This is a genomic window from Pseudomonas sp. RIT-PI-o (assembly GCF_001297215.1).
Classification (GTDB): domain Bacteria; phylum Pseudomonadota; class Gammaproteobacteria; order Pseudomonadales; family Pseudomonadaceae; genus Aquipseudomonas; species Aquipseudomonas moraviensis_A.
The window spans coordinates 94,195-120,023 of sequence record NZ_LHPA01000016.1 but is presented as its reverse complement, the minus strand read 5'-3'; the positions used below and the strand labels follow the sequence as shown (position 1 = coordinate 120,023).

Here is a 25,829-nt window from a genome sequence, read left to right as displayed (position 1 = left end):
CGATAGTGAACCCTCAACTGTGAAAAACTGTCTTGCCCTACTTTTGGGTAATGCCGGCGCGACTGCAAAAGCGGGCGAAACGGCCGTTGCTCATTTCGATGGAACCACGCTTCGCGCGCGCTCCTCTATCGCTTACCAATAATGGAGGAACCCCCATGATCGCCCCAGAAACCGGTATGAAACCAGGTCAGCGCTATCGCATTGAGAGCGTCGAGCGCGCGCCGCAATTCTCTGGCTTTTTTCTCGATGGAAAGTATTACCTGGGACCTGAATTGCAGACCGCCGTCGGCTGGCTTGAAGGACAGACGTTCTTCTACGACCAGCTCGACCCGACCGGTGAGCCGGTGTATCCGGACAGGATTGCCGGCACGATCGAGGGGCTGACGTTGGTAATGCCGGACGGCTTACGCCTGGAAATCGAAGAAACGCCCTATCTGGCAGAAGCTGCTGCGCCGGTGCGCGCATCCCTCGCCGGGCGTGTCGAGCGAATTTCGCGGCAGCCAATTCGCCCTTCTCCGCTGCTGGTAGCCGGGGCTGCGATGCTGGTAGGGGTTTGCCTGCTGACACTCTCACGCATCAGAAATCGATAAGGCCACCGCGCGAGCAGTGGCCCCTCTGTCGGTCACTGCTCGCGGGTTACCGTCAGCGCGACCACGGCGATGCGCTCGGCGCGCTCATATTCAGGCTTGAGCAATTCCTCGCTGAACACATCCGGATCGAGCTCGCGATAAGTCCAGCCGAAACGCTCGCCCTTGAGCAGCGGCGCAACCGCCTCGCGGAACGGATCCTTACCGGCAACAATCGCCACGCCGGTATAGACCAGCAACGTGCCGCCGACTTCCAGACGCGGCAACGCCTCGCGCACGATGCGCACCGACAAACCCTCCCCCAGCGCCCCGCCGCCGTGACGATAGGCGCGCTGTTGCTGGTCGTTCATGTACGGCGGATTGGCGATGATCAAGTCGAACTGGCCTTCGACGCTGGCGAGCAGATCGCTGTGATACACCGACACGTTGCTGGCTCCGGCGAGCTCGGCGTTGACCGCACTCAGGCGCAGCGCCTGCGGGTTGATGTCTACCGCCACTACCTGGGCATCCGGCCGCGCCTTGGCGATGAGCACCGCCCCGGCGCCACTGCCGCAGCCGATATCCACCGCGCGCCTGATCGGCGAAAACCGTTGCTGCAATTGCGCTTCGATGGCCTGGGCGAAGCGATACGTGTCCGGGCCGAAGAACACTGCATCGCTTGCCGTCGTCGGAAACGCCGAGTGGGCAAATAACCGGTCATTGAGCGTCGACCAGCGCACCTGGCTGCGCCATACGGCGCCATCGCGTGCGACAACGCCTGACTGCTCCAGGCTTGCCAGTTCGTCTGCCTTGAATAGCTCGGCAGGAAACGGCATGGACCAGCCGAACACGTCGCGCAGATCCTTCGCCAGCGGTGTGGCGAAACGCTGCAGAAAACGTTCGTGGGTCAACGGCGTTGGGGTGATGAAGTGATAACCGCTGTCGAGCAGGCGTTTGCCCAGCTCGAACAGCGCTCTGTCCGATGTTTCTTGTGCCGACATGAAAGCTCCTTGTTTCAACGCAAGCGGGCGCGCAGTTGCATGAAGCGACGCGTCGCGAAAAGTCCGGCTGGACGCCAATGCCGCTGGGGTTGCAGCCACGGCAGCAAAATCTCCATTTGCTCGGTGGAAGGCTTGTCGGCCAGCGCGGCTTCGAGGTTGAGCAGATCGGCATCGTCGTCAAAGGTTTCTTCGACGGCGGCTTCGCGGCGCACGTAAGGCCGAGGCCGGGACGCCGGGCAATCCTCAGTGATCCAGTCGCGCATCAGTTGTTTTTCATAGCCGTTGAACACACCGAACATCGCCGCATCGCTGCCGTCGATCAAACGCCAGAAGCGACTTTCTTCCACCGCCTCGCCACGTTTGATCCAGCTCTTGCGCTCCAGCGCCGCGAGGAATTCGCCCATTTGCCCCGGCGTCGCCAGCCACTGGTTGATGGTGCGGTTTTCGATCCGGCAGTAATCAGAGTGCATGTGCCGACCGAACACCGCCTTGCGCTCGAGCATGGCAATGACTTCATGCTGCAAATCAAATTCCTTGATAACTGCGGTGGTGCCCTTGCCGACATCGTTGAGGCGATAACCGATCGCCATGCGCCGGTAGAACTCGTCGCGCTCTTCGCCCAGCGGCATCAGCTCGAGCATCGATTGCACAGCCTTGCGCGCATGGCCGGTGCTGGCGTTGTCGATGGTCACATGCAGGCGGAAATAATGCGGGTCGATGCCCAGCTCCGCCAGCTCATACGCAGTGATCAACAAGTGCAGCGGCAGTTGTTCGTAGCCGAGGTTGAAGCCGATGACTTCCGGCAGGAACTGCGCGCCGAAGCGCCCCAGCGCCAGTTGCACCGCGCCCTGCAAGAAATACTCATCGGCAAGGCCGCTCAGATCCGAGCAATCATGTTCGGCGAGCAGTTTGCGATAGATCACCACATGGTTCTGCCGGGGCACGCCCTCGCCCAGTTCTTCCAGATAGGTGTCGAGCAAATCGTCGAAACGCGGATCCTGCCACTGCGGCAGCAGCCCGGCCAGCCACGCGCCATCGACCTCTTTGGTCGGTGCTACATGCAGAATGAAATACAACGCGTGGGATTTGTTGCGGAAATAGCGGCGTGGCGCGCCCTGCTGACGCTGTTCGAGGTAATCCGCGTATTCGCCAGCCACTTTGGCGCAACGGGTTTCCGACCATTGCAGCAACTCTTCAGCGTTGCTCGGCAAGTCGTCAGGCAGTGCAGCCGCCGTGCTCAATTGTCGACGCAGAAAGTCCAGCGCCGCGCGATCGGCCGTGGAGTCTTGTGCCAACAATCGGTCGTAGAGCCGGCGCTCGGTATCCGCCGGCCTGGATGTTTTACCCGAAGACTTCCTGGTCGGGATTTCGATCAGCGACATGACTCATTCCCCTGCGTTATTGGCATTGCCTATAAACGAAAGAGTGATTGGTGCTGAAAAAAATTCCTTTTTTGTGCGCGACGATTCGCTCAGCGGTTTGCGCGGCTTCTCTACCCCAAAGCGGTGTCGAGAAACATCATCACGCCAAAGCCGAGCATCAGCCCGAGCGTTGCAGGGGTTTCATGGCCGTTGCGGTGAGTTTCCGGGATCACTTCATGGGAAACCACGAAGATCATCGCGCCCGCCGCCAGGCCCATCGCCACCGGGAAGCCCAAGGCGAAACTGTTGGTGATGCCCAAACCGATAATCGCGCCCAACGGTTCCATCAATCCGGAAGCGGCGGCAATCAACGCCGCGCGTCCGGCCGAAATCCCGGTGACCCGCAGCGCCAATGCCACCGCCAGGCCTTCGGGAACATCCTGAATGGCGATGGCAGTGGTCAGCGGCAGGCCGATTTTCATGTCGCCGGTGGCAAAACTAACGCCGATCGCCATGCCTTCGGGCAAGTTGTGCAGGGTGATCGCCAGAACAAACAACCAGACCCGATTGAAGCGCTTCGCCTCAGGGCCGCGCCGCCCGCTCTTTTCATGTTCGTGGGGGACGAAGCGGTCGAGGCCGACCATCAATGCAACGCCCAACGCCATGCCGGCAACCACGACGGCGGCGGCGAGCATGGGGCTGCTTACCGCCTCCTTCGCGGCCGCGATGCCCGGCAGGATCAGTGAAAAGGAACTGGCAGCCAACATCATCCCCGCCGCGAAACCGAGCATGGTGTCTTGGGTTCGCGAAGTAATCGCGCGCAACGCCAGCGCCAGCAATGCACCGACTGCCGTAGCGGCGAAACCCGACAGCCCGCCAAGGCTCGCGAGGCGCAAGGTGTCGCGGCCTGTGCTGACCAGACCGGTGTAGCCGCTGATCAGCAGCAGCACGGTTACCCCGACCAGGGTCAGCCAGAAAATGCGCCCTCCCCAGCCCGTGCGCGACAGGTTCACGAACCATGCTCGCACCGGACCTGCGAATGAAGATGACGGTAGCGCCATGAATACTCCTCAGGTTCAAGTGGCCGGTACGAACGGCGTGGTCTCATCCAACTGCGCCAAAGGAACATCGCTGCCACCCGGGGTCAGAATCACCTTGCGGCATTCTTCCTGCTTTTTATTGAAGATCTTGTAACCCTCGGCCGCCTGTTCCAGCGACAGCCTGTGGGTGATGATCGCTTCGGGCTGCAACTTGCCGGTTTCGATGTAGCCGAGCAGCTCCGGCAGAAAGCGCTGTACGTGAGTCTGGCCCATTTTGAAGGTTAGGCCCTTGTCGAAGGCGTCGCCGAACATGAAGCCATGGATGAACCCGGCATATACCCCCGGAACGCTGACCACACCGCCACGCCGCACGGCTGCAATGCACTGGCGCAAGGCCTTGCCGCTGCTGCCTTCGAGCTTGAGTGTAGCCATCACGGTTTCGGTGGTGCTGCCTTTGGCCTCAAGGCCGACGGCATCGACCACCGCATCGACACCGCGATGCCCCGCAGTCTGGCTGATGATGGTGTCGGCCGGGTCGTCGTCCTCATCGAAGTTGATCGGAATCACGCCGTAGGTGCGCTGGGCATAATCGAGGCGGTACTGGTGGTGATCGACCATGAAGATCTGTTCCGCACCGAGCATTCTGGCGCAGGCTGCGGTCAGCAAACCGACCGGCCCGGCACCGTAGATCGCCAGGCTCGAACCCTGGACGACGCCGGCGTTGATCACCGCTTGCCAGGCGGTCGGCAGGATGTCGGAAAGAAACAGCACTTTTTCGTCCGACAGCGTGCCCGGCACCTTGAACGGGCCGGTGTTGGCTTTCGGTACGCGCACCAGTTCCGCCTGGCCGCCGGGGATCCCGCCATACAGACGGCTGTAGCCGAACAGCGCGGCCGGTGGCGGAATCATTTTCTTGTTCAGCGCCGCGCCGGGGCCTTCATTGGTCGTCTCGCAAGCGGCATAGAGCTCTTGCTGGCAGAAAAAACAATCGCCACAGGCGATCACGAAAGGAATCACTACACGGTCGCCGCGCTGCACTGCTGTGACCGCGGAGCCGGTTTCTTCGACGATGCCCATGAACTCATGGCCGAAGATATCGCCATGTTCGACGGTGGGTATCTTGCCTCGGTACAGGTGCAGGTCCGACCCGCAGATGGCGGTCGCGGTGACGCGCAGGATGATGTCGTCCGCGGCTTCAAGTTTCGGGTCCGGTACGGTTTCGACGCGCACATCATGAGCGCCGTGATAGGTCATTGCTCGCATGGCTTGGTCCTCACTCGATTGAACGAAATAGCTGCTGCTCCACTTTCCGAAGTGAAAATGGTCGAGTGAGTTCATTCGGGTTTTCGAGATTTTGATCAGCGGATATTCCGCGTCCGCCTGACGAGCCGACACAGATGCCGATTTGCCTGCCATATAACTGCCGTCTGAGTTATGCGACAATGCGCGCCAATGTCCAACAAGAACCCCGTACTCGTCGCTCAGCAGCTTGCCTTCAAAGGCCCCAGTTGCGGACGGCTTATGCGCGTTGGCTCAACTCAAGCACAGACTGGGGGGAGCTGGAAAAGCTCCAGATTGGTACTCAAGTTTGTACCAGGCACCACAGACCAGCTCTAACCCATTGATAGGTAAGGTAATTGATCTCCACAGCTAACATCACGATGCAGTTTGGCGCCAAGCCGCTGTTCGAAAACGTTTCGGTCAAATTCGGCGCAGGCAACCGCTACGGCCTGATCGGTGCCAACGGTTGCGGCAAGTCGACCTTCATGAAAATCCTCGGCGGCGATCTCGATCCGTCCGGTGGCCAGGTCATGCTCGAGCCGAACGTGCGTCTGGGTAAGCTGCGCCAGGATCAGTTCGCCTACGAAGAATTCACCGTGATCGACACCGTGATCATGGGTCACGAAGAGCTGTGGAAGGTCAAGGCCGAGCGCGATCGCATCTACTCGCTGGCAGAAATGTCCGAAGAAGACGGCATGGCCGTTGCCGAGCTGGAAACCGAGTTCGCCGAGATGGACGGCTACACCGCCGAATCCCGCGCCGGCGAACTGTTGCTGGGTCTGGGTATTCCGCTGGAACAGCATTTCGGCCCGATGAGCGAAGTCTCCCCAGGCTGGAAACTGCGCGTATTGCTGGCGCAGGCGCTGTTCTCCGATCCGGAAGTGCTGTTGCTCGACGAACCGACCAACCACCTGGACATCAACACCATTCGCTGGCTGGAAAACATCCTGACCCAGCGCAACAGCCTGATGATCATCATCTCCCACGACCGTCACTTCCTGAACAGCGTGTGCACGCACATGGCTGACCTGGATTACGGCGAGCTGCGCCTGTTCCCGGGCAACTACGACGAGTACATGACCGTGGCGACCCAGTCCCGCGAGCAGTTGCTGTCGGACAACGCCAAGAAGAAAGCGCAGATTTCCGAGCTGCAATCGTTCGTCAGCCGCTTTTCGGCCAACGCCTCGAAAGCCAAGCAGGCCACCTCCCGCGCCAAGGCGATCGACAAGATCCAGCTGGCCGAGGTCAAGCCTTCCAGCCGTGTCAGCCCGTTCATTCGTTTCGAACAGAACAAGAAGCTGCACCGTCAGGCGGTCATGGTCGAGAAAATGGCCAAGGGTTTCGATGGCAAGCCACTGTTCAAGGACTTCAGCTTCCAGGTTGAAGCCGGCGAGCGCGTTGCGATCATCGGCCCGAACGGTATCGGCAAGACCACCCTGCTGCGCACCCTGGTCAACGAACTGACCCCGGATGCCGGTAGCGTGAAATGGACCGACGCCGCTGAGCTGGGTTACTACGCTCAGGATCACGCTCACGACTTCGAAGACGACGTCACGCTGTTTGACTGGATGGGGCAGTGGACTCAGGGCGAGCAGATGATTCGCGGTACTTTGGGCCGCATGCTGTTCTCCAACGACGAGATTCTCAAATCGGTCAAGGTCATCTCCGGTGGTGAGCAGGGTCGCATGCTGTTCGGCAAGCTGATCCTGCAAAAGCCGAACGTGCTGATCATGGACGAACCGACCAACCACCTGGACATGGAATCGATCGAAGCGCTGAACCTGGCGCTGGAAAACTACCCGGGCACGCTGATTTTCGTCAGCCACGACCGTGAGTTCGTATCGTCCCTGGCCACCCGCATCATCGAGCTGAGCCCGAACGGCGTGACCGACTTCAGCGGCACCTATGACGATTACCTGCGTAGCCAGGGTGTTGTGTTTTAACGGCAGCTGCGAGTTTCAAGCGGCAAGCTGCAAGTAAAAGCCCTGTCCATGTGACAGGGCTTTTTTTATGTGATCAAAATATTTTCGCCGGTGCTGACTCCATCGCGAGCAGGCTCACTCCTACATTTGGAATGCATTCCCCTGTAGGAGTGAGCCTGCTCGCGATGAGGTAATCAGCCGCGCCATCAATCCCTGCAGGAGCTGCCGAAGGCTGCGATGTTTTGATCGTTAGCCTGCTTTCTTTTATCCCAACCCCGCGCCATGATGTCGGCAACTCTCCCACCGCCGCCCGCGAACGAGTGCTCATGTCTGCGCAGCCACTGCCACCGCAAAGCTCCCTGGCGATCACCCTGCAGATCGTCTCCATCGTTTTCTACACCTTCATTGCCTTTCTCTGCATCGGCTTGCCGATCGCGGTACTGCCAGGTTATGTCCACGAGCAACTGGGTTTCAGCGCGATCATTGCCGGCCTGGTGATCGGCTCGCAGTACCTGGCCACCCTGCTCAGCCGGCCGATGGCCGGGCGCATGTCGGACACCCTCGGCACCAAGCGGGCGATCATTTATGGCTTGTGGGGGATTGTCCTCAGTGGCGCGCTGACGTTGCTGTCGACCTTGCTGCAGAGTTTTCCGCTGACCAGCCTGTTGATCCTGATCGCCGGGCGCCTGCTGCTGGGTATCGCTCAAGGCTTGATCGGTGTCGGCACGATCAGTTGGTGCATGGGCCAGGTCGGTGTCGAGCACACAGCCAAATCCATCGGCTGGAACGGCATCGCTTCCTATGGCGCGATTGCCATTGGCGCGCCGCTGGGCGTGGTGATGGTTGCTGAATATGGCTTTGTCAGCCTGGGTATCGCGCTGTCGGCGTTGGCCGCGGGTGCGTTGTGGTTGATCCGCAACAAGCCTTCGGTGCCGGTGATTCGTGGTGAGCGTCTGTCGTTCTGGGCCGTGTTCGGCAAGATTGCGCCGTACGGCACCAGCCTGACCCTCGCGTCGATCGGCTACGGCACGCTGACCACCTTCATCACCCTTTATTACCTCAACCGCGGCTGGACTGGAGCGGCGTACTGTCTGACGGTGTTCGGCGTGTGTTTCATTTTGTCGCGACTGTTATTCATCTCCGCGATCGCCCGGTTTGGCGGGTTCGCCTCGGCCATCGTCTGCATGACAGTGGAAACCGTCGGGCTGGTGATGTTGTGGCTGGCGCCCTCCACTGCCTACGCATTGATCGGCGCCGGGCTGGCGGGGTTCGGGCTGTCATTGGTCTACCCGGCGCTGGGCGTTGAAGCGATCAAGCAGGTGCCGAGTTCCAGTCGTGGTTCGGGACTCGGAGCTTATGCGGTGTTTTTCGATCTGGCCCTGGCGATCGCCGGGCCACTGATGGGCGCGGTGGCATTGAATCTGGGCTATTCGTGGATTTTCTTCAGCGCGGCGCTGTTGTCGGTGACCGGGTTGGGCCTGACCCTGCTCCTCAAGCGCCGCACGACCTGAAAATCAACGCATTCCCCTGTAGGAGCTGACGAGTGCAACGAGGCTGCGATCTTCTGATTTTGCTTTGAAGATCAAGGTCAAGAGATCGCAGCCTCGTTTCACTCGTCAGCTCCTACATGGGGTATGTGGAGGCACAGATTATTGATCCGCCGTCTGCATACCCGCTCGGGTTGTTTTCGCCAGCGCATTGGCAAAAAAACGGCCGGCCTCCGAGATCAGGTTGCGGTGAATATCCTCGCGATCCACCCCGTCAGCATCGGTACACAACGCTGGCATGGCGCGGATCTGCTCTTCGGTGCACGGCGCCATGAACACGAAGTGCCCTGCCCCGGCCAGCAGCTTGAAGTCCGGCGCGTTGGGCAGTTTGCGCGCCAGGGCGGCGGCGTTTTTGTCGAAGGCCACCAGTTTGTCGCCGTCGCCGCTGTAGAGCAGCACTGGCACGTGCACGTCGGCGAGAGTATGGCGGCCGAATTTCAGGCTCAGCGGCGCCATCAGCAACAAGGCGTGAACCCGTGGATCGGCCACCGGTTGCAAGTCATCGCGATCGACAATCAACTCGCCCTGGGTGTTGCAGGCGTCGTGATCGTCCGGACGTTCCTGGCAATAGCGGCGCAGACGATCGAGATCCGGTTGCGCCCCGGACAGAATCAACGCGGTCTCGCCACCCGCCGAATAACCGATGACGCCGACCTGATCAGCATTGACGAACGGCGCCAGCATGCGGTCGCCAAGGGTCGCGGTGATCGCCTGGGAGATTTGAATCGGACGGCCATAAAGGTTGCTCAACGTGCCAAGACGGCTATGGTCGCGCCAGTTGTCGCCGGGGTGAATCACCGCCACCACCACGAAGCCTTTGCGCGCCAGCGAGGTGGCCAGATCATGCAAGGCCAGCGGCGTACCGGTGTTGCCGTGGGAGAGCATCAACATCGGAAAGCGTCCGATGGCGACTTTAGTGTCTTCTCCGGCCTCCACCGAGTAACCCTCAAGCAAACTCATGTGCTCGCGGTCACTGGAGGGATAAAAAGCGATGGCGCGCATCGGTTGCAGATCGAGCGGGTCGAGAAAGGTCATCTCGTGATAACCGACACTCCAGACAGGATGGCGTCCGGGCGCGGCCTGCACTGAATTCAGGCTGCCGAGCAGGCAAATCAGCAACATTGCACAAAGATGCTTCATGAATGCCCCCACCCTGTCGGACTCCATCGTCGGATGTGCTGAAACTGCATAACCCGGGCCGGATTATGTAACAGCCAGAAACAAAAAACTCCGTATTCGGCCCTTGCGGAACCAGAATACAGAGTTTCTTGGGGATTACCTGAACATCAGCTGTTCTTTACGCAAGCCTTACGCGGCGGCGAACAGTTGCTCGCTGATCTTCGCTTGCGCAGCGCTAATGGCGTTGTTGCGCACTTCTTCGCCATAGGCCAGGCCTTCAGCGCGGACGATTTCGATATCGGTGATGCCGAGGAAACCCAGTACCAGCTTCAGATATTCTTCGTGAGCGATGCCGCTGGCCTGACCGGCATGGATGCCGCCGGAGGTCGACACGATCACCACTTTCTTGCCACCGCACAGGCCTTCCGGGCCGGCTTCGGTGTAGCGGAAAGTCTGGCCGGCGACGGCAACGCGGTCGATCCACGCCTTGAGCTGGGTCGGGATGGTGAAGTTGTACATCGGCGCGGCAATCACCACGGCGTCGGCAGCGATGAACTCGGCCAGGGTCGAAGCGCTCAGCTCGGCTTCGTGCTGTTGCACAGCGTCGCGCAGTTCGGCGGTGGTGCCGGCGGCAACCAGCGTGGTCGACGAGAAGTGGCTGATCGCGTCGGCGGCCAGGTCGCGGTAGGTGACCACGGCGCTCGGCTCGGCGGCTTGCCAGGCGTCGACGACCTGACGGCTCAACTGACGGGAAGCCGAGTTGTCGCCGAGAATGCTCGAATCGATGTGCAACAGTTTCATGTGGGTTCTCCTGAAAGAATCGCCGGCGGCGACGGAATGGAGACAATCCTACGCAACAAACCAATAGCTGATTAGTCGCCGACAATGCGATAGTTCGTCCCATTGATAGAACGACTGGAAACGCGCATGCAGGACCTCAACGATCTCTACTATTTCGCCAAAGTGGTCGAGGCTGGCGGATTCGCCGCCGCCGGGCGCCTGCTCGGTATTCCCAAGTCACGGCTCTCCAGAAGAATTGCCGAACTGGAAGAACGCCTCGGCGCGCGTCTGCTGCAGCGGACTACGCGACAATTGAATCTCACCGCTGTTGGCGAACGCTATTTGCGCCACTGCCAGGCGATGTTGCTGGAAGCGGAAATGGCTGACGAAGCCGTGGCGAGCATGTCCAGCGAGCCACGCGGTCGGCTGCGGGTGTCGTGCCCGACCGGGCTTGCCCATGAAATGCTGCCGACGGTGATCAGCGATTTTCTCGGCAAGTTTCCGCAGGTGCAGTTGGAAGTCGTGCTGCTCAACCGCCGTGTGGATCTGGTCACTGAAGGCATAGATGTGGCGTTGCGCGTGCGCGATCACGGCGATGAAGATCCGTTGCTGGTCACCCGACGCTTGCGTCAGGCCCAGGCGGTGGTCATAGCCAGCCCGGATTTCATGCAAGGCAAGACCATCAATCATCCCCAGGACTTGAAGAACCTGCCGGTGCTCGGCGCGCTGGAAGCCGATCGCATGGTTCATGTGCGCCTGCTCGATCAGCAGGGTAAAAGTGTCGATCTGAGCATGGAAGCGCGGCTGGGTATCGATGACTTCGTAGTGCGCAAGGCCTGCGTCCTCGCCGGTCAGGGTTTTACCGTGTTGCCGATGATGTTCTGCGAGACCGAATTGCGTAACGGCACGCTGGTGCAGGTGCTGCCGCAATGGTCACTGCCTGGCGGCTGGCTGCAAGCGGTGTATCCGCATCGGCGCGGGGTGATGCCAGCGGTGCGCGCATGGATCGATCATCTGGTCGAGTCGTTCAATGCCTGCGGGGAGCGGTTGCTATGAAACAGGGAAAAATGAGCGAAGCCGAGGTTGCCGGATTTTGTCTGGCGCTGCCCGGTGCTCGCGAAGACTACAAATGGGGCGGCGTGCGGGTGTTTTCGATTGCCGGCAACAAGATGTTCGCTTTACAGGGATTACGCGGCGACTCGCTGGCGTTCAAGGTCGACAAGGATCTGTTTCTCGGCCATTGCGACCGCCCGGGGATTCATCCGGCGCCGTATCTGGCGCGGGCGCAGTGGATCATCATGCATCCGCCCTACCCGCTGGGTGCGGAGGAATTGCAGGGGCTTTTGCAGCGATCGCATCAACTGGTGGTGAGCAAGTTGCCCAAAAAGACTCAAATCGGCCTGCTGCTGTAATCCCGGTCTCATGTAGGAGTGAGCCTGCTCGCGATAGCGGTGTATCAGTCGACATCCTTGTTGATTGAAAAGACGCTATCGCGAGCAGGCTCACTCCTACAGGGGTAAGTGTGTTCTTTAGATCAAAGACAACAGGTTGGAACCCAGAAAAATCTGGTCAATCCAGAACACCTGGTGCAGCAGCACGATCACCCAGAACAGAATCTGGAACGACACTTTGCGCGTCTTGTGCCGGAATACCTGCTGCGCGATCAATGCACCCGGCCAGCCGCCGGCCAGCTCCACCGCATGCAGGATGTTTTCCGGCGTGCGCCAGGCATCGGCGCGGGCCTTGCGCTTGTCGGCCCAGTACAGAAAGAACGCGAGCACACTGACAATCCCGTACGCCGCCAACGGCAGCCGCGAGATGCCGCTCAGCCACATCGACAGCGAGCCGAACAGCGGCAGCGCGCAGACGATCAGCAGCACCACCAGCTTCAACTTCACATGCTGAAGGCGCCCGCCCGAAGGCCGTCCTTGCGGGCGGTGCGCGCGCGAATCGTTCATGGCTTGGCCGCCGACCAGTCCACCCAGCCGAACTGCCAGGTCGCCAGAATGAACAGGCCGAACGCAATCCGGTACCAGGCGAACGCCGCATAGCTGTGGCTGCCGATGAACTTGAGCAAACCGCGCACGGCGATCATGGCGAAGATAAACGCCGTGACGAAACCAATCGCGAACACCGGGAAATCCGCCGGCACAAACAGATCGCGGTATTTATAGCCCGAGTACACCGCCGCACCGACCATGGTGGGCATGGCGAGGAAGAATGAAAATTCCGTGGCGGTCTTGCGCGACAGGCCGAACAGCAAGCCACCAATGATTGTCGAGCCGGAGCGCGAGGTGCCGGGAATCATTGCCAGGCACTGTGCGAAACCGATTTTCAGGGCATCGGTCCAGCGGATCTCGTCGACGGTTTCAGCGTGCACTTCATGCTGGCGCTGTTCGGCCCACAGCATGACGATCCCGCCGATCACCAGCGCAGCAGCCACGGTAATCGGGTTGAACAGGTATTCGTGGATCAGGTCGGCAAAGATCACCCCCAACACCACCGCCGGCAAAAACGCGATCAGCAGGTTGACGGTAAAACGCCGTGCGCTCGGCTGGGTTGGCAGGCCGATCACCACGTCGAGAATCTTGCGGCGAAACTCCCAGACCACCGCGAGGATCGCGCCGAGCTGAATAATGATGTTGAACGCCATGGCCCGCTCGCCGCCGAAGTTCAGCAAGTCGGCGACGATGATCTGGTGTCCGGTACTCGAAATGGGCAAAAACTCCGTCAGCCCTTCTACAACTCCTAGTATCAGTGCCTGCAAGGCAGTCCAAAGATCCATCAATCCCCCAGAGAGCGATGCGCGACGGCATGCCCCGATAGTATTTTTAGCGTTCACTGCGTTCAGCGTAGCCGGTAAAAGCTGTACCGATTCCGCGCGCACAGGATCCACACGAAACGGTAAAAATTCCGTGAAATTTCAAAACCGGATTCAGGTTTTCGCGCGCGGGGCCGAAATCCTAACAGACAAGCCTCAATAGCGCTCTGCGCGTTGGCTGGCTTGCCTGGCGCAGTCCCGAGCACTCAGCTGTGGCTGGATGCTGGCGATCGTTTATTACAAGAACAAGAATCCGGAGTGACAGCGTTATGAACAGCTTGCGCAGTGTGTCGATCAGCCGACGCTTGTGGCTCATCTTGATTGTGGCGGTGGTCATGTTGCTGACCTTGGGTGTGCTGATGCTCAAGCAGATCCACGACGACCTCTACCACGCCAAGGCGCAGAAAACCCAGCATGTGGTGCAGACCGCCAGCGGCCTGCTCACGTATTACCAAGGGCTGGAGACCGCCGGCACCCTGACCAGGGACGCGGCGCAAAAGCAGGCGCTGACCGCGATCCGTGGTTTGCGCTATGACCAGAACGATTACTTCTGGATCAACGACCTCACGCCTGTGATGGTCATGCACCCGACCAACCCCAAACTCGAAGGCCAGAACCTCTCGGCGATCCGCGACCCGGACGGCTTTGCGGTGTTCAACGAAATGGTTGCCATCGCCAAGGCCAAAGGCGCGGGCATGGTCAATTACCGCTGGCCGAAGCCGGGCGCGACTGATCCGGTGGCGAAAACTTCGTACGTGAAGCTGTTCGAACCCTGGGGCTGGGTGATCGGCTCCGGTGTGTACGTCGACGATGTCCAGGCAGAATTCCAGGAGCAGATGATCAAGGCTTCGGTGATCGGTCTGGCGATTGCGCTGATCATGGCGCTGCTGGTGATCCTGATCGCCCGCAGCATCGTCCGTCCGTTGCAGGAAACCGTGAACGCCATGGCCAACATTGCCAGTGGCGAAAGCGACCTGACGCGCAGCCTCGATACCCATGGCAAGGATGAGGTCACCGAGCTTGCCCATCACTTCAATGCCTTCACGGCCAAGTTGCGCCGGGTGATTGGTGACTTGCAGGTGTCGGCCAGCGCTCTGGGCCAGTCCTCCAGTGAACTGGGCAACGATGCCTCGCAGGCACAGCAGCGCAGTCAGCAGCAATCGCAGCAGATGGAGCTGGTGGCGACGGCGATCAATGAAGTCACCTACGGCGTGCAGGACGTGGCGAAAAACGCCGAACACGCCGCCGCAGAAATGCGCGATGCCGAAGCGCAGGCACAACAGGGCCAGATCAACATTGATGGCAGCCTGCAACAGATCGACAAGCTCTCGGGCACGATCGATCAGGCGGTGGAAGTGATCCGCACGCTGGCGGCCGAGAGCACACAGATTGGCAGCGTACTGGAAGTGATTCGCTCGATTGCCGAGCAGACCAACCTTTTGGCACTCAACGCGGCAATTGAAGCGGCGCGTGCGGGTGAGCAAGGTCGCGGGTTTGCCGTGGTGGCCGATGAGGTGCGCTTGCTGGCCCAGCGTACGCAGAAGTCGACGGCGGAAATTCAGTCGATGATCGAGCGCCTGCAGAACCACTCGGAGGCTGCGGTGAAGGTGATTGGCGACAGCAGCAAGGCATCGCAACTGACCATTGAACAGGCGGGACTGGCCGGGGCCAGCCTCAATGCAATTGGCCAGGCTTTGCGCAATCTGAACGGACTGAATGCCTCGATCGCCAGCGCCACGTTGCAACAGGCCCATGTGGTTGAGGACATCAACCAGAACGTCACCCAGGCGGCCGGCCTTTCGCATAGCACCGCGTTGGCGGCTGAACAATCCAGTGCAGCCAGCCTGCGCCTTGGGCAACTGAGCGAACAGCTGAACGGGTTGCTGCGCCAGTTCCGGGTCTGACCGATCACCGAGGTGAGCCCACCCCTCACCCCAGCCCTCTCCCCGAGGAGAGGGAGCCGACCGAGGTGTCTGGCGTCATACATCGACCTGAACAATCGAGTCGATTATGGATTCAACGAAGATCGTTCAAACCGGCGCAGCTCAAAAGCATCCCCCAATCAGTCCCCTCTCCCTCCGGGAGAGGGCTAGGGTGAGGGGCTTTTGATCTGACTAATGCAGTACAATCCGCCCCCTTCTCGACTCCCCCAAGGATCACTCATGTCCGGGCTTGAACTGTTCGCCGCTGCCCTCGGTGTCATCGCCGTGTGGCTGACGGTCAAACAGAATCCGTGGTGCTGGCCGATCGGGCTGGTCATGGTGTTGCTCTACAGCTGGATCTTCTTTGAGGTGAAGCTGTATTCGGACATGTTGCTGCAAGTGATCTACGCCGCGTTGCAAGTCTACGGCTGGTGGCAATGGACCCGCGCCGGGACGATGCACGACGGACGCGAAGTCAGCCGCCTCGACACTCGCTCGATTCTGCTCGGTCTCGGTATCGGCACAATCGGCAGCCTGTTGCTGGGCGCGGCGATGGCGCACTGGACCGACGCTGCACAACCGTGGCTCGATGCCGCGCTCACCGGTTTCAGTCTGGTCGCGCAACTGTGGATGGCGCAAAAACGCCTGCAATGCTGGGCGCTGTGGTTTGTCCTCGATGTCATCTTTGTTGGCCTGTTCATCTATAAAGGCCTGTACCTGACTGCCGCGCTCTATGCGCTGTTTACCCTGCTCGCCGTGCAAGGCTGGCGGGAATGGCGCGCCGATCCGGCGTTGCGCACATGAAAGTCGTGGTACTCACCGGCCCGGAATCCACCGGCAAGAGCTGGCTGGCGGCAGGATTGCAGCAGCGTTTCGGCGGCGTGCGCGTTGACGAATATGTGCGCCGGTTTATTGAAGAAAACCCCCGCGACACCTGCTTGGCCGACATCCCAGCCATCGCTCGGGGTCAGTTGCACCGGGAAGATCAGGCGCGGGCCAGACAACCCGCGCTGCTGATCCTCGACACAAATCTTCTGAGCAACATCCTCTGGAGCCAGACTTTGTTTGGTGACTGCCCGGACTGGCTGGAAACCGAGTTGCTCGCCCGCCATTACGATCTGCACCTGCTGCTGTCGCCGCAACAGGTCGACTGGGCCGAAGACGGCCAGCGCTGCCAACCGGCTCTTGAAGATCGCATGGCGTTCTACGAAGCTACTCGCGCGTGGCTAATCCAGCATCAACAGCCGATGCAAGTGATCGAAGGCCATTGGGCCGATCGCCAGACGCAAGCCTTTGCGGCGGTCGAGCGTTTGCTGGCCGAATAAGCCAGCAAGCAGGCAATTCGCGCAATCTGTCCGTTTTTGAAACAGCCCCGAGCGCGCAAAGCCCCGTCCAAACGCTGTTCATCACTGCGTCACCTCACCTGTTACGCCGCTGAAACACATCGGCGCAAACCCTTGATCCAGAGCTTTGCAACGCCAATTGGCACTCAAGCGATCCTCGCCGTGTATCACTGGTGAAACAGTAGCGACCAGAGCCATCCGCTCATATCGCCCAAGCCATTGAAATAACAAGACAATCCAAATCCGGCACAGCTTTCGCTCTCTCCTTCACAACGCTGAATCACCCAGCCCACTGAAGAAGGAATTGCAGCCGTGGGGAATTTCAATAAAAGCCTGACCTGCCTCCTGCTGATCGGATCAGCCGCCAGCGCATTGATCAGCGTCAGCGTGCAAGCCGAAGGCAATGGCGTGATCGTTCTCAACCGCGACGTTCAGCCCATCCCGATCGGCCGCAATGGTGGCAAAGACCCCTATCCGACCACGGTCAACGCCAACCCTTCGGCGCGGATCAACCAGACCCTCAGCAGCACCGAACTCAGCGACGGCGATTTCGCCAGCGTCGCCAGCGGTTCGTCGATTCGCGGCAACATGACCACGCCCACCTCCAACCTGCCCGGCATGAACACCCTGACCAATCAGAACGGCCTGCCCGGCATGCGCACTGGTAGCGGCGGCGGTTCTGGCGCGTCGATCTCCAACACAGTCAACCGGGCAATGAGCACCGGGCTGGCGCCTCTGACTCGCATGGCCGGAGGCCAATGACATGAATCGCACCCTGCTGCTTCTCGCCCTGCTCGGCTGCACCAGCGCCATGGCCGATCCGGCTTCAGTCAACCAGGCGAATATCCAGAATTCCGGTGCCCAGTATCGCGGCAACTTCAACGTCAACCAGGCCGCCGGTGACCAGATGCAGCAAGCCAACACCAAAGCGATCGCCATCGGCACCGAGTCCCACGCCACCACCAGCGTCAGGCAGAACATCGACACGCCCGCCAGCCGCGCCATCGACGCCAGCGCCAACATCGGCGGCAACTCTTTCAGCAATGGCAACGGCATCCTCGGTGTGAACCAGGGTGCCGGTGCCAACAATCAAATGGCCAACGTGACGCGCGTCAGCATCAGTGCCGGCCCGCAGAGCATTGACGACAGCGCCCTTTCGCAACAGAACGTGGCGTTTTTACCGAGCTCAGGAGCAACTGGTACCTCACCCGGCAGTCGCCAGGTCACGACAAGTGATCAGGCCTTCACCGGCAGCCGCGGGGTAATCCAGGTGAACCAGAGTGCCGGGGTGGGGAACCGCATGGCTAACACCCTGAGCATCCGGGTCGCTGACTGACCCAAACACAGTGCAATTGGAAAAGTAACAACACTTAACCCAACTAATAAGCACGACGGAGAAACAACCATGAAACCTACAATGGCTCTCAAACCACTGGTTTTCGCACTCGCAGCAGTGATGGCAATGGCAGCACAGGCTGGCGGCCGTGGTGACAACAACGGTCATGGTAACGGGCACGGCAATGGTCACGGCCAGCCACAAGGTCCAAATCTTGAACAACTGCTGCAGATCACCGCAGGCGCCGGCGCCGCTGTACTCGACGCGCAAAACAGCGACGGCAACGTGGTGAAAAACCAGGGCACCCTGAACAACGCCAATGCCAGCGACTCGCTCAATGGCTCCAACGGCAATATGGGCGCCAACGTCGCTGCCGGCGACGGTAACCAGCAGGACAACGCTGCGGCGCTGGCCACCGCTGACGAAAGCTTCATCTTCGGCAACGCTGTTGCAGCCTCGAGCGCGACTCAGGTGAACAACAACAACTACGTGAAAAACTCGTCCACCTTCAACAACGCCACGCTCAACAATGCCGGCAACAACGGTTCCGGTAACATCGGCATCAACGTGAGCTCCGGCAACTTCAACCAACAGAAAAACAACCTCGCCATCGCTGTTTCCGGCGGTCGCGTAGCGCAGGCTGCTGCCTCTGCCAACCAGTCCTCGACTGGCCTGGTCGTGGAAAACAAAGGCGTGCAGGCTTACAAAACCGACACCCTCACCGGTACCTATGCAGCCGCTGGCGTGTTCAAAGCCAAAGGCACCGCGACCATCGAAGACGACAACCATGGCGGTTGGGGTAACCGTGGCGGCGGCCACGGCGGCAACGATGATCAGAAAGCCAAGTTCGAAGCCGTGGGCAGCTTTGGCCTCGCTGGCGTCACCACCCAACAAGTGCTGACCAAAGATGGCTGGAAAACCCCAGTCGTCAATAACGCCAACATGAGCAACTCGATGAACAACTTCTCTGGCAACGGTGGAGTTAACGTCTCGGCGGGTGTCGCCAACCAACAAAGCAACTCGCTGTCCATCGCCGCAGGTTGCAAAGCCTGCATGTAATCGCGATCGAAACGAAAGCCCCGGTAACGGGGCTTTTTCCTCGGTTCCACAAGGCGTATTCGATCATGCGGACTCCTGCCCTCTTCGCTCTGCTTTGTCTGTGCGGCCTGACTCAGGCAGCCCAGATGCCCGTGGCTGCCCTGCCGGGTGGCGTGCTGGTCTACAAGGACGTGCAAAGCATTCGTGAGCGCAAGTTTGCCGACATCGTCGAACAGAAAACCGATTTCAGCTGCGGCGCTGCTGCACTGGCAACGGTTCTGCGCCAGGCCTATTGGCTCGACGTCGATGAGGAGCACATCATCAAAGGCATGCTGGTCAACGCTGACCAGGACCTGGTGCGAACCCAGGGTTTCTCCATGCTCGACATGAAGCGCTACGTAGAAAGCATCGGCATGCGCGCCCGTGGCTACCGGATCCCGCCCGAGAAACTCGAAGCGGTGACCATTCCGGTGGTGGTCCTGATGGACATTCGCGGCTACAAGCACTTCGTCGTCCTGCAGCGTTCGGACAAGGATTGGGTCTACATCGGTGACCCGGTACTCGGCCACAAACGCTACAAGCACGACGACTTTGTCAAAGGTTGGAACGGCATTGTCTTTGCCATCGTCGGCCCCGGTTACGACAAGGCCAACGCCTTGCGCAGCCCTCCCGTGCCGCTGACGGCGAAAAATACCCTGGACGGTTTCAACCCGGTCAAAGATGCGGAATTGATGGATTTCGGGTTCATTCAGAGCGACTTCTTTTAATCGCCGAGTTAGAGAATGGGACTGGATGTCCCGGGAGCAGCAGATGAAAAGCTCATACTGGCTGGCCGCCGCCTGCCTGGCAGCGAGTGCGTCAGGTTTAGCCCATGCCGGATTCAAACCCATCGAAATCAAAGACCAGGAGCTCGCCGAGCTGCGCGGTCGTTACGTCATGCCGGGGCGGATCATCAGCTTCGGCATTGTCATGAGCAGCACCTGGCGCAACGCCAGCGGCGACCTGATCGGGGCTGCGACTTCGATGCAGATCCAGGCCGCAACGGTCAAACCGGAATTCTATGTCTCGACCATCAAGGAGTCGGGCAACGGCAGCACGCCCACATTGGGCACCGGCACTATCATCGGTGGCGCCGGCCTCAACAGCAGCCAGGGCGTGACGCAAAGCGTGCGCGCCGCCGGCGATGGCAACACCGCCAACAACAACGTCGCAATCAACGTCAGCGAAGCCAGTCAAGCGCCGGCGCTGGTGCCGTCGCAAGGCCAGGCGCTCGTCGCCGGGCAGACCATCAGCGGCAGCAACGGCGCCGGCAGTGTCGCGGTTTCGGCCAACGGCGGTGGCGTGCAGATGGCCATTCAGGCCAGCGGCAATCAAGGCACAGCATTGCAACAGGTGGCCCAGGGCGGGCTGCTGCAAAACACCCGATTGCTGGGCAGTGCCAACGTGGTCAACAACCTCACGCAACTCAACGTCGTACTGAACAATAACGGCAGAAGCGCCGGTGCACTGGACTGCAACCTGACCCAACTCGGGGCCCTACGCAATATCGGATATTGAACTACGCTGAGTCTCGATCATTGGGCTTAAAGGGACGGCTTATTCATGTATCGATCAGTATCACTGCGTGCTGCAGTGTGTTTGAGTACCCTTCTCCCGGCGGCGATGCTGCAAGCAGCACCCGACGCCGATGTAGAAGCCCTGAAACGGGAACTTCTGGAACTGAAACAACGATACGAAGTACAACAACAAGCGCTCGCGGTACTTGAACAACGGGTTCGCCAGGTAGAAGAACAACCCGCCGCCCCACCGCCAAAACGGCTGGCCAAATCGCCGTCCGACATGAAAGGCAATCGCGTCGCTACCGGAGCCGCCACAGGCACCGGTGCGGCCGCCGCATCGGGAGGCGCCGCCGGGGGCAGCGGCGCTTCTTACGGTCAGTCGCTGGCCGATGATTCGCAACCGGCGCAGAGCGTTTCCAACCTGTATGACGAAGCCAGCGGTTTCTTCGGCGGCGGCAAGTTCAGCGTCGAAACCGGCCTGACCTATTCGCGCTACGACACCCGCCAGTTGATCCTCAACGGTTTCCTTGCGCTGGATTCGATCTTCCTCGGCAACATCAACCTCGACCGTATCAAGGCCGACACCTGGACCCTCGACCTCACCGGCCGCTACAACTTCGACAACCGCTGGCAGTTCGACCTGAACGTGCCGGTGGTGTATCGCGAGTCGACGTATCAGTCCGGCGGCGGCAACCAGGGCGCGGCCGGTGTCACCACCGAAGAAACCGTGACCAAGGATCCAACCATTGGCGACGTCAACTTCGGTATCGCCTACAAGTTCCTCGACGAGTCGGTCAACACCCCGGACGCCGTCGTCACCCTGCGCGTCAAGGCGCCGACCGGCAAAGACCCGTTCGGCATCAAGCTGCGCCAGACCGACGCCAACTCCAACCTGTTCGTCCCCGATACCCTGCCGACCGGCAACGGCGTCTGGTCGATCACCCCGGGCATCTCGCTGGTCAAGACGTTTGACCCGGCGGTGTTGTTCGGCAGCCTTTCCTACACCCATAACCTCGAGGAGTCGTTCGACGACATCAGTTCCACGGTCAACCAGAAAACCCCAGGCAAAGTGCGCATCGGCGACAGCTTCCAGATCGGCGCCGGCATCGCCTTCGCGCTCAACGAGAAGATGAGTATGTCGTTCTCCGTTTCCGACCTGGTGCAACGCAAGAGCAAGCTGAAACAGGACGGCGGCGATTGGGAATCGGTGGTGTCGAGTGACGCCAACGCCGGTTACTTCAACGTCGGCATGACCATTGCGGCCACCGACAACCTGACGATCGTGCCGAACTTGTCGATCGGCATGACTGACGATGCGCCGGACTTCTCGTTCAGTCTGAAATTCCCGTATTACTTCTAAAGCAAAGCAAAAGATCGCAGCCTTCGGCAGCTCCTGCATACGGATTGCATAATCCCTGTAGGAGCTGCCGAAGGCTGCGATCCTTTGATCTTCAGCCAGTTAACGAATCTGATGCTTATGCAACAACCGATAAAAAGTAGGCCGTGAAACTCCGAGGACTTTCGCGGCCACACTTAAATTATCACTGTGCCGATTCAATACATCACACAACGCCTGCCGTTCCGCCCGGGTCTTGTAATCCTCCAGCGTGCCCATCGGCGTAGCGACCGAGTGCTGACTGATCAAACCCAGATCCCGCGCCTCGATCTGCCGACCCTCCGCCAGCACCAGACCGCGCCGGACCCGGTTAGCCAGTTCCCGTACGTTCCCCGGCCAGTCATGTTTGCCCATGGCAATCAAGGCATCTTCGCTGAAGCTGCGAGGCCGGCGCCCGGTTTCATGGCTGTAGAAATGCGAAAAGTGGTTGGCCAGCATCGACAGGTCGCCATGGCGCTCACGCAGCGGTGCGGTCACCACTTGCAGTACGTTCAGCCGGTAATACAGGTCTTCGCGAAAGCGCTTCTTCTCGATCGCCGCTTCCAGATCAACGTGGGTCGCCGCCAGCACTCGCACATCCACCGGGATGGGCTGACTGCCGCCGACCCGCTCGATGTGTTTTTCCTGCAGAAAACGCAGCAGATTGGCCTGCAGCTCCAGCGGCAAATCGCCGATTTCATCAAGAAACAACGTACCGCCATTGGCTGCTTCAATGCGCCCCACCTTGCGCTGATGCGCGCCGGTAAAAGCGCCCTTTTCATGGCCGAACAACTCGGACTGGATCAAATGCTCGGGAATGGCCCCGCAGTTGATCGCTACAAACGGTTTGCTGTGACGCTGGGACTGGCGATGCAGGGTGCGCGCCACCAGTTCCTTGCCGGTGCCGCTTTCGCCACGGATCAACACCGGCGATTCGGTCGGCGCAAGTTTGCTCAGCAGCTTGCGCAGTTCGCGGATCGGTTTGCTGTCGCCGAGCAGTTCGTGTTCCGGCTGGTCGACATGAATCGTGCCCTGACCACGCAGACGCGCCATGCCGAAGGCGCGACCCAGGGTGACCTGTACGCGGGAGACATCGAAGGGCAAGGTATGGAAATCGAAGAACCATTCACAGACGAAATCGCCGACGTTTTGTAGGCGCAGTACTTCCTGGTTGAGCACGGCGATCCATTCGGTGCCGCTGCGGCTGATCAGTTCTTTGACGGCTTCAGGGCGTTCCAGATGAAAAGGCTGCAGGCGTAGCAGGCCGACGTCACAGGCGCGATCGGCGGCATTTTCCAAGGTACAACTGTCGACATCCCAGCCCACCGCGCGCAAACCGGGCAAAAGCCGGTAACAGTCGTCGCAGGGATCGACCACCAGTAAACGTCTCGACGCAGGCGCTTCGCTCATGACTGTTCCTTGGCGCCAAATATAATAAATGATTGTAAAAACAGTCATTTGGCTGTCCCGGTTGTAACACTAGCAAGATTTTGACGGAGGCTTGTATCGATTGCTTATAGGAGGCTTATTAAAAGCGTTATAAGAAAGTTGGTTGTTAGTTAGCTATCGACTATTCGTAGTGTGTTAAACAGCAGCCCTCACCCTAACCCTCTCCCAGAGGTAGAGGGAACTGACCGAGGTGTTTGTGCAAGGTACGCCGACGTGCAATACCGAGTCGAACGCGGGTATGAAGAGCCCACAAATCGGCTCCCTCTCCTCGGGGAGAGGGCTGGGGTGAGGGGTGAATTCGGCGCGGGGTTCGGACATGGGCAGGATTAACGAAACCAACAGGGGTTATGTAAAGAACTTGAAATTTCTTTGTTTCAGTTGTGACCCGCCCCCCGGTTGCGTGCATCAGTACAAGTAACCGGCCGCACGGTAAGCCCAACCGACGGCCCCTCACTTGATTGGGCGCCAATAGAGAGAAGACCCCATGACTGCCCCGCTGCGTATCAACGAAGCTCTTTTGATTGCCAACCACGCCTTCAAGCCTTTCCAGTGCGTGGCCTGGGCGCCACAAGACGGCAATGGCGAACTGAGCCTGACCGTGGTTGACCGCACCAATTCCCACATTGGTCGCAAACAGATCCCGAGCAGCGCCTATTCTGACCCGGCGCAACTCGAACAACTGCTGCAGCAGGCCCGCGCCGAGCTGAGCGAAGATGGCCACAAACTGCAATCGTGGTCGATGCCACACTGATAATCGAACAAGGGCGGATGACATAGAGTCATCCGCCCTTTTCATTTGGGAAAACCGTAACTTCCCGGGTCAGATCCTGCCTGGATGCTTGGCTCGCTTGCGACTGGTTCAACAAGACACTGTTCTGGCACAGTGCGACCGTCGTTCTGTTAGTTCTTCCAGTTGTACTTCTCGCGGTTCAGGGATTGAATGTTTCGCTCGTGCAGTCAGCCGCCCACTCATTGGGTATGGGTTCACTCGCAAGGAGACGCGTGCATGTCCACCCTCAACACTTATGCGCTGCCCACTGCATGGAACAACCCCGGTTCGCTTGACGCGACATTCGCCATCGGCGGTGTTGCCCAGGTGTATTTCGCCGATAGTCTGTCCAGCCAGACCCAGCATGTCGCGCTGGATGCACGGGGCCGGATTCTGGTTGCCGCGAAGGTCGGCACGCCGAAAGGAAGTCGTCTTGGCCTGGCGCGGCTGCTGGCCGATGGTTCGGCGGATCTGTCCTTTGGAAGTCAGGGCAGCGTAATCGGCAGCTTCATCGAGGGTTTCGAAGCAAGGGCCGGCAAGGTTCAGGTGTTACCTGACGGGAGGATCCTGCTGGCCGGCCTGCATTATGAAAACAACCATCGCACCCTGCCCGCCCTCGCCCTGTTTCATGCCAACGGTCAGCCAGACCGATCCTTCGGCGATGACGGCCTCCAGGTCGTGCGGCTGCCCGGCGAGCTGTCCATGGGCACTCGCGACACTTGGCTGCCGCCGGGCGTGCCGGGTGTCGAAGCCTGCGATTTTGCGGTGCAGGAAGACGGCCGCATTCTGCTGATCGCCAACCATCATTTCAGCCTCGCCGATCACGCCGGAATGCTGATTCGCCTGCAACCCGATGGCTGTCTGGACGAATCCTTCAACGGGCGCGGATTTGTGATGGTCCGCCACCTGTTGCTCAATACCTGGCTGAGCACGCTGCTGTTGAAGCAGGACGGGCGCATCGTCGTCGCAGGGTCCATTGACTTTCCGCAGCAAGGCCTGCTGGCAGTTTATCGGGCTGATGGAAGCCTGGACGAGCGCTTTGCCGTCGACGGCTTCATGGCTTTCAAGGCCCATGACAAAAGCGCTCAGGTCAGTCAGATCATCGAGTCCGACGACAGGCTTTTTTGTTTCGGCAGCAGCCGCGATCCGATCCGCTGCCTGACGTTTGTCCTGCACGCAAACGGTCGACCGGACTTGCACTGCCACCATGGCCTGCCTCTGGTGTTGGACATCGGCGCCAGCGGTTGCCAATGGAATGCCGCTCAGCGCATGCATGACGGCCGCCTTGTTGCGGTAGGCGCGACCATCGGTGGGGTTGAAGCCGACTTCATGGTCGCCCGGTATCGACGCGATGGCAGCCTCGATCCGGAATTCGGCCAGGGCCATGGCTGGCTGCGCACGCGGCTGGGCCGAAGTCTCGATACAGCCAATTCGCTGACCGTACAAACTGACGGCGCCATTGTCGTCGGCGGGTCTTCACTGGATGGCAACTACCGGGCGATGGTCGCGCGTTATCTGAATCACTGAATCAACACTTGCACCGGGACGTTGCCGTCCGTCGGCTAGATAGCCCTACCTGTAATTTCTGACAGTAGACGGG

25 protein-coding genes are annotated in these 25,829 nt (G+C 59.8%); 16 read left to right on the top strand and 9 right to left on the bottom strand.

All coding sequences use genetic code 11. The annotated features are described in order from the left end of the window. The first annotated feature begins 155 nt into the window (after positions 1-155). Positions 156-590, top strand: a complete 435-nt coding sequence (locus tag AEQ63_RS06540; RefSeq protein WP_064362279.1) for a hypothetical protein — start codon at positions 156-158, stop codon at positions 588-590. 32 nt (positions 591-622) lie between these two features. On the opposite strand, the gene AEQ63_RS06535 is transcribed toward AEQ63_RS06540, so the two are convergent. The 4 genes from AEQ63_RS06535 to AEQ63_RS06520 all read right to left on the bottom strand — a co-directional run bounded on the left by AEQ63_RS06535 (position 623) and on the right by AEQ63_RS06520 (position 5,231). Next, positions 623-1,567: a methyltransferase gene (locus tag AEQ63_RS06535; protein ID WP_064362277.1), complete on the bottom strand. Its 945-nt coding sequence runs from the start codon at positions 1,565-1,567 to the stop codon at positions 623-625. Between the two features lie 14 nt (positions 1,568-1,581). Next, positions 1,582-2,949: an iron-containing redox enzyme family protein gene (locus tag AEQ63_RS06530; protein WP_064362275.1), complete on the bottom strand. Its 1,368-nt coding sequence runs from the start codon at positions 2,947-2,949 to the stop codon at positions 1,582-1,584. 110 nt (positions 2,950-3,059) lie between these two features. Continuing rightward, the gene (locus tag AEQ63_RS06525; protein WP_082367732.1) at positions 3,060-3,989 is read right to left on the bottom strand and encodes a ZIP family metal transporter; all 930 of its coding nucleotides are present in this window, start codon (positions 3,987-3,989) and stop codon (positions 3,060-3,062) included. 15 nt (positions 3,990-4,004) lie between these two features. Continuing rightward, positions 4,005-5,231 (bottom strand): zinc-dependent alcohol dehydrogenase, encoded by a 1,227-nt coding sequence (locus tag AEQ63_RS06520; protein ID WP_064362466.1) that lies wholly within the window; start codon positions 5,229-5,231, stop codon positions 4,005-4,007. A gap of 374 nt (positions 5,232-5,605) precedes the next feature. Between AEQ63_RS06520 and AEQ63_RS06515 the strand changes: the two genes are divergently transcribed. Continuing rightward, entirely contained in the window at positions 5,606-7,192 is a 1,587-nt protein-coding gene (locus AEQ63_RS06515) for an ABC-F family ATPase (RefSeq protein ID WP_016774693.1), read from the top strand. Positions 7,193-7,497: 305 nt separating this feature from the next. Beyond that, a complete protein-coding gene (locus AEQ63_RS06510) occupies positions 7,498-8,682 on the top strand; it encodes an MFS transporter (RefSeq protein ID WP_064362273.1) in 1,185 nt (394 codons plus the stop codon). Positions 8,683-8,820: 138 nt separating this feature from the next. Here the strand turns inward: AEQ63_RS06510 and AEQ63_RS06505 are convergent, their stop codons facing one another. After that, positions 8,821-9,858, bottom strand: a complete 1,038-nt coding sequence (locus tag AEQ63_RS06505) for an alpha/beta hydrolase family protein (RefSeq protein ID WP_064362271.1) — start codon at positions 9,856-9,858, stop codon at positions 8,821-8,823. 168 nt (positions 9,859-10,026) lie between these two features. Further along, on the bottom strand, positions 10,027-10,638 hold the full coding sequence (locus tag AEQ63_RS06500; RefSeq protein ID WP_064362269.1) for an FMN-dependent NADH-azoreductase: 612 nt from the start codon (positions 10,636-10,638) through the stop codon (positions 10,027-10,029). Between the two features lie 126 nt (positions 10,639-10,764). Here AEQ63_RS06500 and AEQ63_RS06495 point away from each other — a divergent pair, with 126 nt between their 5' ends. Continuing rightward, entirely contained in the window at positions 10,765-11,673 is a 909-nt protein-coding gene (locus AEQ63_RS06495; protein WP_064362268.1) for a LysR substrate-binding domain-containing protein, read from the top strand. After that, positions 11,670-12,029 carry an MmcQ/YjbR family DNA-binding protein gene (locus tag AEQ63_RS06490; RefSeq protein WP_042609917.1) on the top strand — a complete coding sequence of 120 codons (360 nt, stop codon included), beginning with the start codon at positions 11,670-11,672 and terminating at the stop codon, positions 12,027-12,029. Before AEQ63_RS06495 ends, AEQ63_RS06490 begins: the two co-directional genes overlap by 4 nt. Positions 12,030-12,146: 117 nt before the next feature. Here the strand turns inward: AEQ63_RS06490 and AEQ63_RS06485 are convergent, their stop codons facing one another. Both AEQ63_RS06485 and AEQ63_RS06480 read right to left on the bottom strand, forming a co-directional pair. Then, entirely contained in the window at positions 12,147-12,575 is a 429-nt protein-coding gene (locus AEQ63_RS06485) for a DUF1294 domain-containing protein (protein WP_064362266.1), read from the bottom strand. Further along, the gene (locus AEQ63_RS06480) at positions 12,572-13,402 is read right to left on the bottom strand and encodes an undecaprenyl-diphosphate phosphatase (protein ID WP_042609915.1); all 831 of its coding nucleotides are present in this window, start codon (positions 13,400-13,402) and stop codon (positions 12,572-12,574) included. Before AEQ63_RS06480 ends, AEQ63_RS06485 begins: the two co-directional genes overlap by 4 nt. Before the next feature lie 305 nt (positions 13,403-13,707). On the opposite strand from AEQ63_RS06480, the gene AEQ63_RS06475 reads away from it, so the two are divergent. The 9 genes from AEQ63_RS06475 to AEQ63_RS06435 all read left to right on the top strand — a co-directional run bounded on the left by AEQ63_RS06475 (position 13,708) and on the right by AEQ63_RS06435 (position 21,996). Further along, positions 13,708-15,342 carry a methyl-accepting chemotaxis protein gene (locus AEQ63_RS06475; RefSeq protein WP_064362263.1) on the top strand — a complete coding sequence of 545 codons (1,635 nt, stop codon included), beginning with the start codon at positions 13,708-13,710 and terminating at the stop codon, positions 15,340-15,342. 258 nt (positions 15,343-15,600) lie between these two features. Then, entirely contained in the window at positions 15,601-16,164 is a 564-nt protein-coding gene (pnuC, locus tag AEQ63_RS06470; protein WP_064362260.1) for a nicotinamide riboside transporter PnuC, read from the top strand. Then, positions 16,161-16,685, top strand: a complete 525-nt coding sequence (locus tag AEQ63_RS06465) for an AAA family ATPase (RefSeq protein WP_064362258.1) — start codon at positions 16,161-16,163, stop codon at positions 16,683-16,685. The genes pnuC and AEQ63_RS06465 overlap by 4 nt, the downstream gene beginning before the upstream one ends. A gap of 330 nt (positions 16,686-17,015) precedes the next feature. Next, a complete protein-coding gene (locus AEQ63_RS06460) occupies positions 17,016-17,465 on the top strand; it encodes a hypothetical protein (RefSeq protein WP_064362255.1) in 450 nt (149 codons plus the stop codon). Position 17,466: 1 nt separating this feature from the next. After that, on the top strand, positions 17,467-18,039 hold the full coding sequence (locus AEQ63_RS06455) for a hypothetical protein (RefSeq protein WP_042609910.1): 573 nt from the start codon (positions 17,467-17,469) through the stop codon (positions 18,037-18,039). A gap of 69 nt (positions 18,040-18,108) precedes the next feature. Further along, positions 18,109-19,098, top strand: a complete 990-nt coding sequence (locus AEQ63_RS06450; protein ID WP_064362253.1) for a hypothetical protein — start codon at positions 18,109-18,111, stop codon at positions 19,096-19,098. Between the two features lie 65 nt (positions 19,099-19,163). After that, positions 19,164-19,844, top strand: a complete 681-nt coding sequence (locus AEQ63_RS06445) for a C39 family peptidase (RefSeq protein ID WP_042609908.1) — start codon at positions 19,164-19,166, stop codon at positions 19,842-19,844. 43 nt (positions 19,845-19,887) lie between these two features. Then, entirely contained in the window at positions 19,888-20,634 is a 747-nt protein-coding gene (locus AEQ63_RS06440; RefSeq protein WP_064362251.1) for a hypothetical protein, read from the top strand. A gap of 45 nt (positions 20,635-20,679) precedes the next feature. Next, positions 20,680-21,996 (top strand): hypothetical protein, encoded by a 1,317-nt coding sequence (locus AEQ63_RS06435; RefSeq protein WP_042609906.1) that lies wholly within the window; start codon positions 20,680-20,682, stop codon positions 21,994-21,996. Between the two features lie 99 nt (positions 21,997-22,095). Here the strand turns inward: AEQ63_RS06435 and AEQ63_RS06430 are convergent, their stop codons facing one another. Further along, positions 22,096-23,421 carry a sigma-54 dependent transcriptional regulator gene (locus tag AEQ63_RS06430; RefSeq protein WP_042609905.1) on the bottom strand — a complete coding sequence of 442 codons (1,326 nt, stop codon included), beginning with the start codon at positions 23,419-23,421 and terminating at the stop codon, positions 22,096-22,098. Positions 23,422-23,944: 523 nt separating this feature from the next. Between AEQ63_RS06430 and AEQ63_RS06425 the strand changes: the two genes are divergently transcribed. Together AEQ63_RS06425 and AEQ63_RS06420 are read left to right on the top strand one after the other, a co-directional pair. Beyond that, positions 23,945-24,211 (top strand): hypothetical protein, encoded by a 267-nt coding sequence (locus tag AEQ63_RS06425; protein WP_016774677.1) that lies wholly within the window; start codon positions 23,945-23,947, stop codon positions 24,209-24,211. Positions 24,212-24,466: 255 nt separating this feature from the next. Further along, positions 24,467-25,756 (top strand): hypothetical protein, encoded by a 1,290-nt coding sequence (locus tag AEQ63_RS06420; RefSeq protein WP_064362250.1) that lies wholly within the window; start codon positions 24,467-24,469, stop codon positions 25,754-25,756. Positions 25,757-25,829: the final 73 nt, after the last annotated feature.

Excerpts from the sequence above, each read along its gene's own strand:
- AEQ63_RS06540 (WP_064362279.1), top strand. The coding sequence starts at position 156 with ATGATCGCCCCAGAAACCGGTATGAAACCAGGTCAGCGCTATCGCATT.
- AEQ63_RS06535 (WP_064362277.1), bottom strand. The coding sequence starts at position 1,567 with ATGTCGGCACAAGAAACATCGGACAGAGCGCTGTTCGAGCTGGGCAAA.
- AEQ63_RS06530 (WP_064362275.1), bottom strand. The coding sequence starts at position 2,949 with ATGTCGCTGATCGAAATCCCGACCAGGAAGTCTTCGGGTAAAACATCC.
- AEQ63_RS06525 (WP_082367732.1), bottom strand. The coding sequence starts at position 3,989 with ATGGCGCTACCGTCATCTTCATTCGCAGGTCCGGTGCGAGCATGGTTC.
- AEQ63_RS06520 (WP_064362466.1), bottom strand. The coding sequence starts at position 5,231 with ATGCGAGCAATGACCTATCACGGCGCTCATGATGTGCGCGTCGAAACC.
- AEQ63_RS06510 (WP_064362273.1), top strand. The coding sequence starts at position 7,498 with ATGTCTGCGCAGCCACTGCCACCGCAAAGCTCCCTGGCGATCACCCTG.
- AEQ63_RS06505 (WP_064362271.1), bottom strand. The coding sequence starts at position 9,858 with ATGAAGCATCTTTGTGCAATGTTGCTGATTTGCCTGCTCGGCAGCCTG.
- AEQ63_RS06500 (WP_064362269.1), bottom strand. The coding sequence starts at position 10,638 with ATGAAACTGTTGCACATCGATTCGAGCATTCTCGGCGACAACTCGGCT.
- AEQ63_RS06495 (WP_064362268.1), top strand. The coding sequence starts at position 10,765 with ATGCAGGACCTCAACGATCTCTACTATTTCGCCAAAGTGGTCGAGGCT.
- AEQ63_RS06490 (WP_042609917.1), top strand. The coding sequence starts at position 11,670 with ATGAAACAGGGAAAAATGAGCGAAGCCGAGGTTGCCGGATTTTGTCTG.
- AEQ63_RS06485 (WP_064362266.1), bottom strand. The coding sequence starts at position 12,575 with ATGAACGATTCGCGCGCGCACCGCCCGCAAGGACGGCCTTCGGGCGGG.
- AEQ63_RS06480 (WP_042609915.1), bottom strand. The coding sequence starts at position 13,402 with ATGGATCTTTGGACTGCCTTGCAGGCACTGATACTAGGAGTTGTAGAA.
- AEQ63_RS06475 (WP_064362263.1), top strand. The coding sequence starts at position 13,708 with ATGAACAGCTTGCGCAGTGTGTCGATCAGCCGACGCTTGTGGCTCATC.
- pnuC (WP_064362260.1), top strand. The coding sequence starts at position 15,601 with ATGTCCGGGCTTGAACTGTTCGCCGCTGCCCTCGGTGTCATCGCCGTG.
- AEQ63_RS06465 (WP_064362258.1), top strand. The coding sequence starts at position 16,161 with ATGAAAGTCGTGGTACTCACCGGCCCGGAATCCACCGGCAAGAGCTGG.
- AEQ63_RS06455 (WP_042609910.1), top strand. The coding sequence starts at position 17,467 with ATGAATCGCACCCTGCTGCTTCTCGCCCTGCTCGGCTGCACCAGCGCC.
- AEQ63_RS06450 (WP_064362253.1), top strand. The coding sequence starts at position 18,109 with ATGAAACCTACAATGGCTCTCAAACCACTGGTTTTCGCACTCGCAGCA.
- AEQ63_RS06445 (WP_042609908.1), top strand. The coding sequence starts at position 19,164 with ATGCGGACTCCTGCCCTCTTCGCTCTGCTTTGTCTGTGCGGCCTGACT.
- AEQ63_RS06440 (WP_064362251.1), top strand. The coding sequence starts at position 19,888 with ATGAAAAGCTCATACTGGCTGGCCGCCGCCTGCCTGGCAGCGAGTGCG.
- AEQ63_RS06435 (WP_042609906.1), top strand. The coding sequence starts at position 20,680 with ATGTATCGATCAGTATCACTGCGTGCTGCAGTGTGTTTGAGTACCCTT.
- AEQ63_RS06430 (WP_042609905.1), bottom strand. The coding sequence starts at position 23,421 with ATGAGCGAAGCGCCTGCGTCGAGACGTTTACTGGTGGTCGATCCCTGC.
- AEQ63_RS06425 (WP_016774677.1), top strand. The coding sequence starts at position 23,945 with ATGACTGCCCCGCTGCGTATCAACGAAGCTCTTTTGATTGCCAACCAC.
- AEQ63_RS06420 (WP_064362250.1), top strand. The coding sequence starts at position 24,467 with ATGTCCACCCTCAACACTTATGCGCTGCCCACTGCATGGAACAACCCC.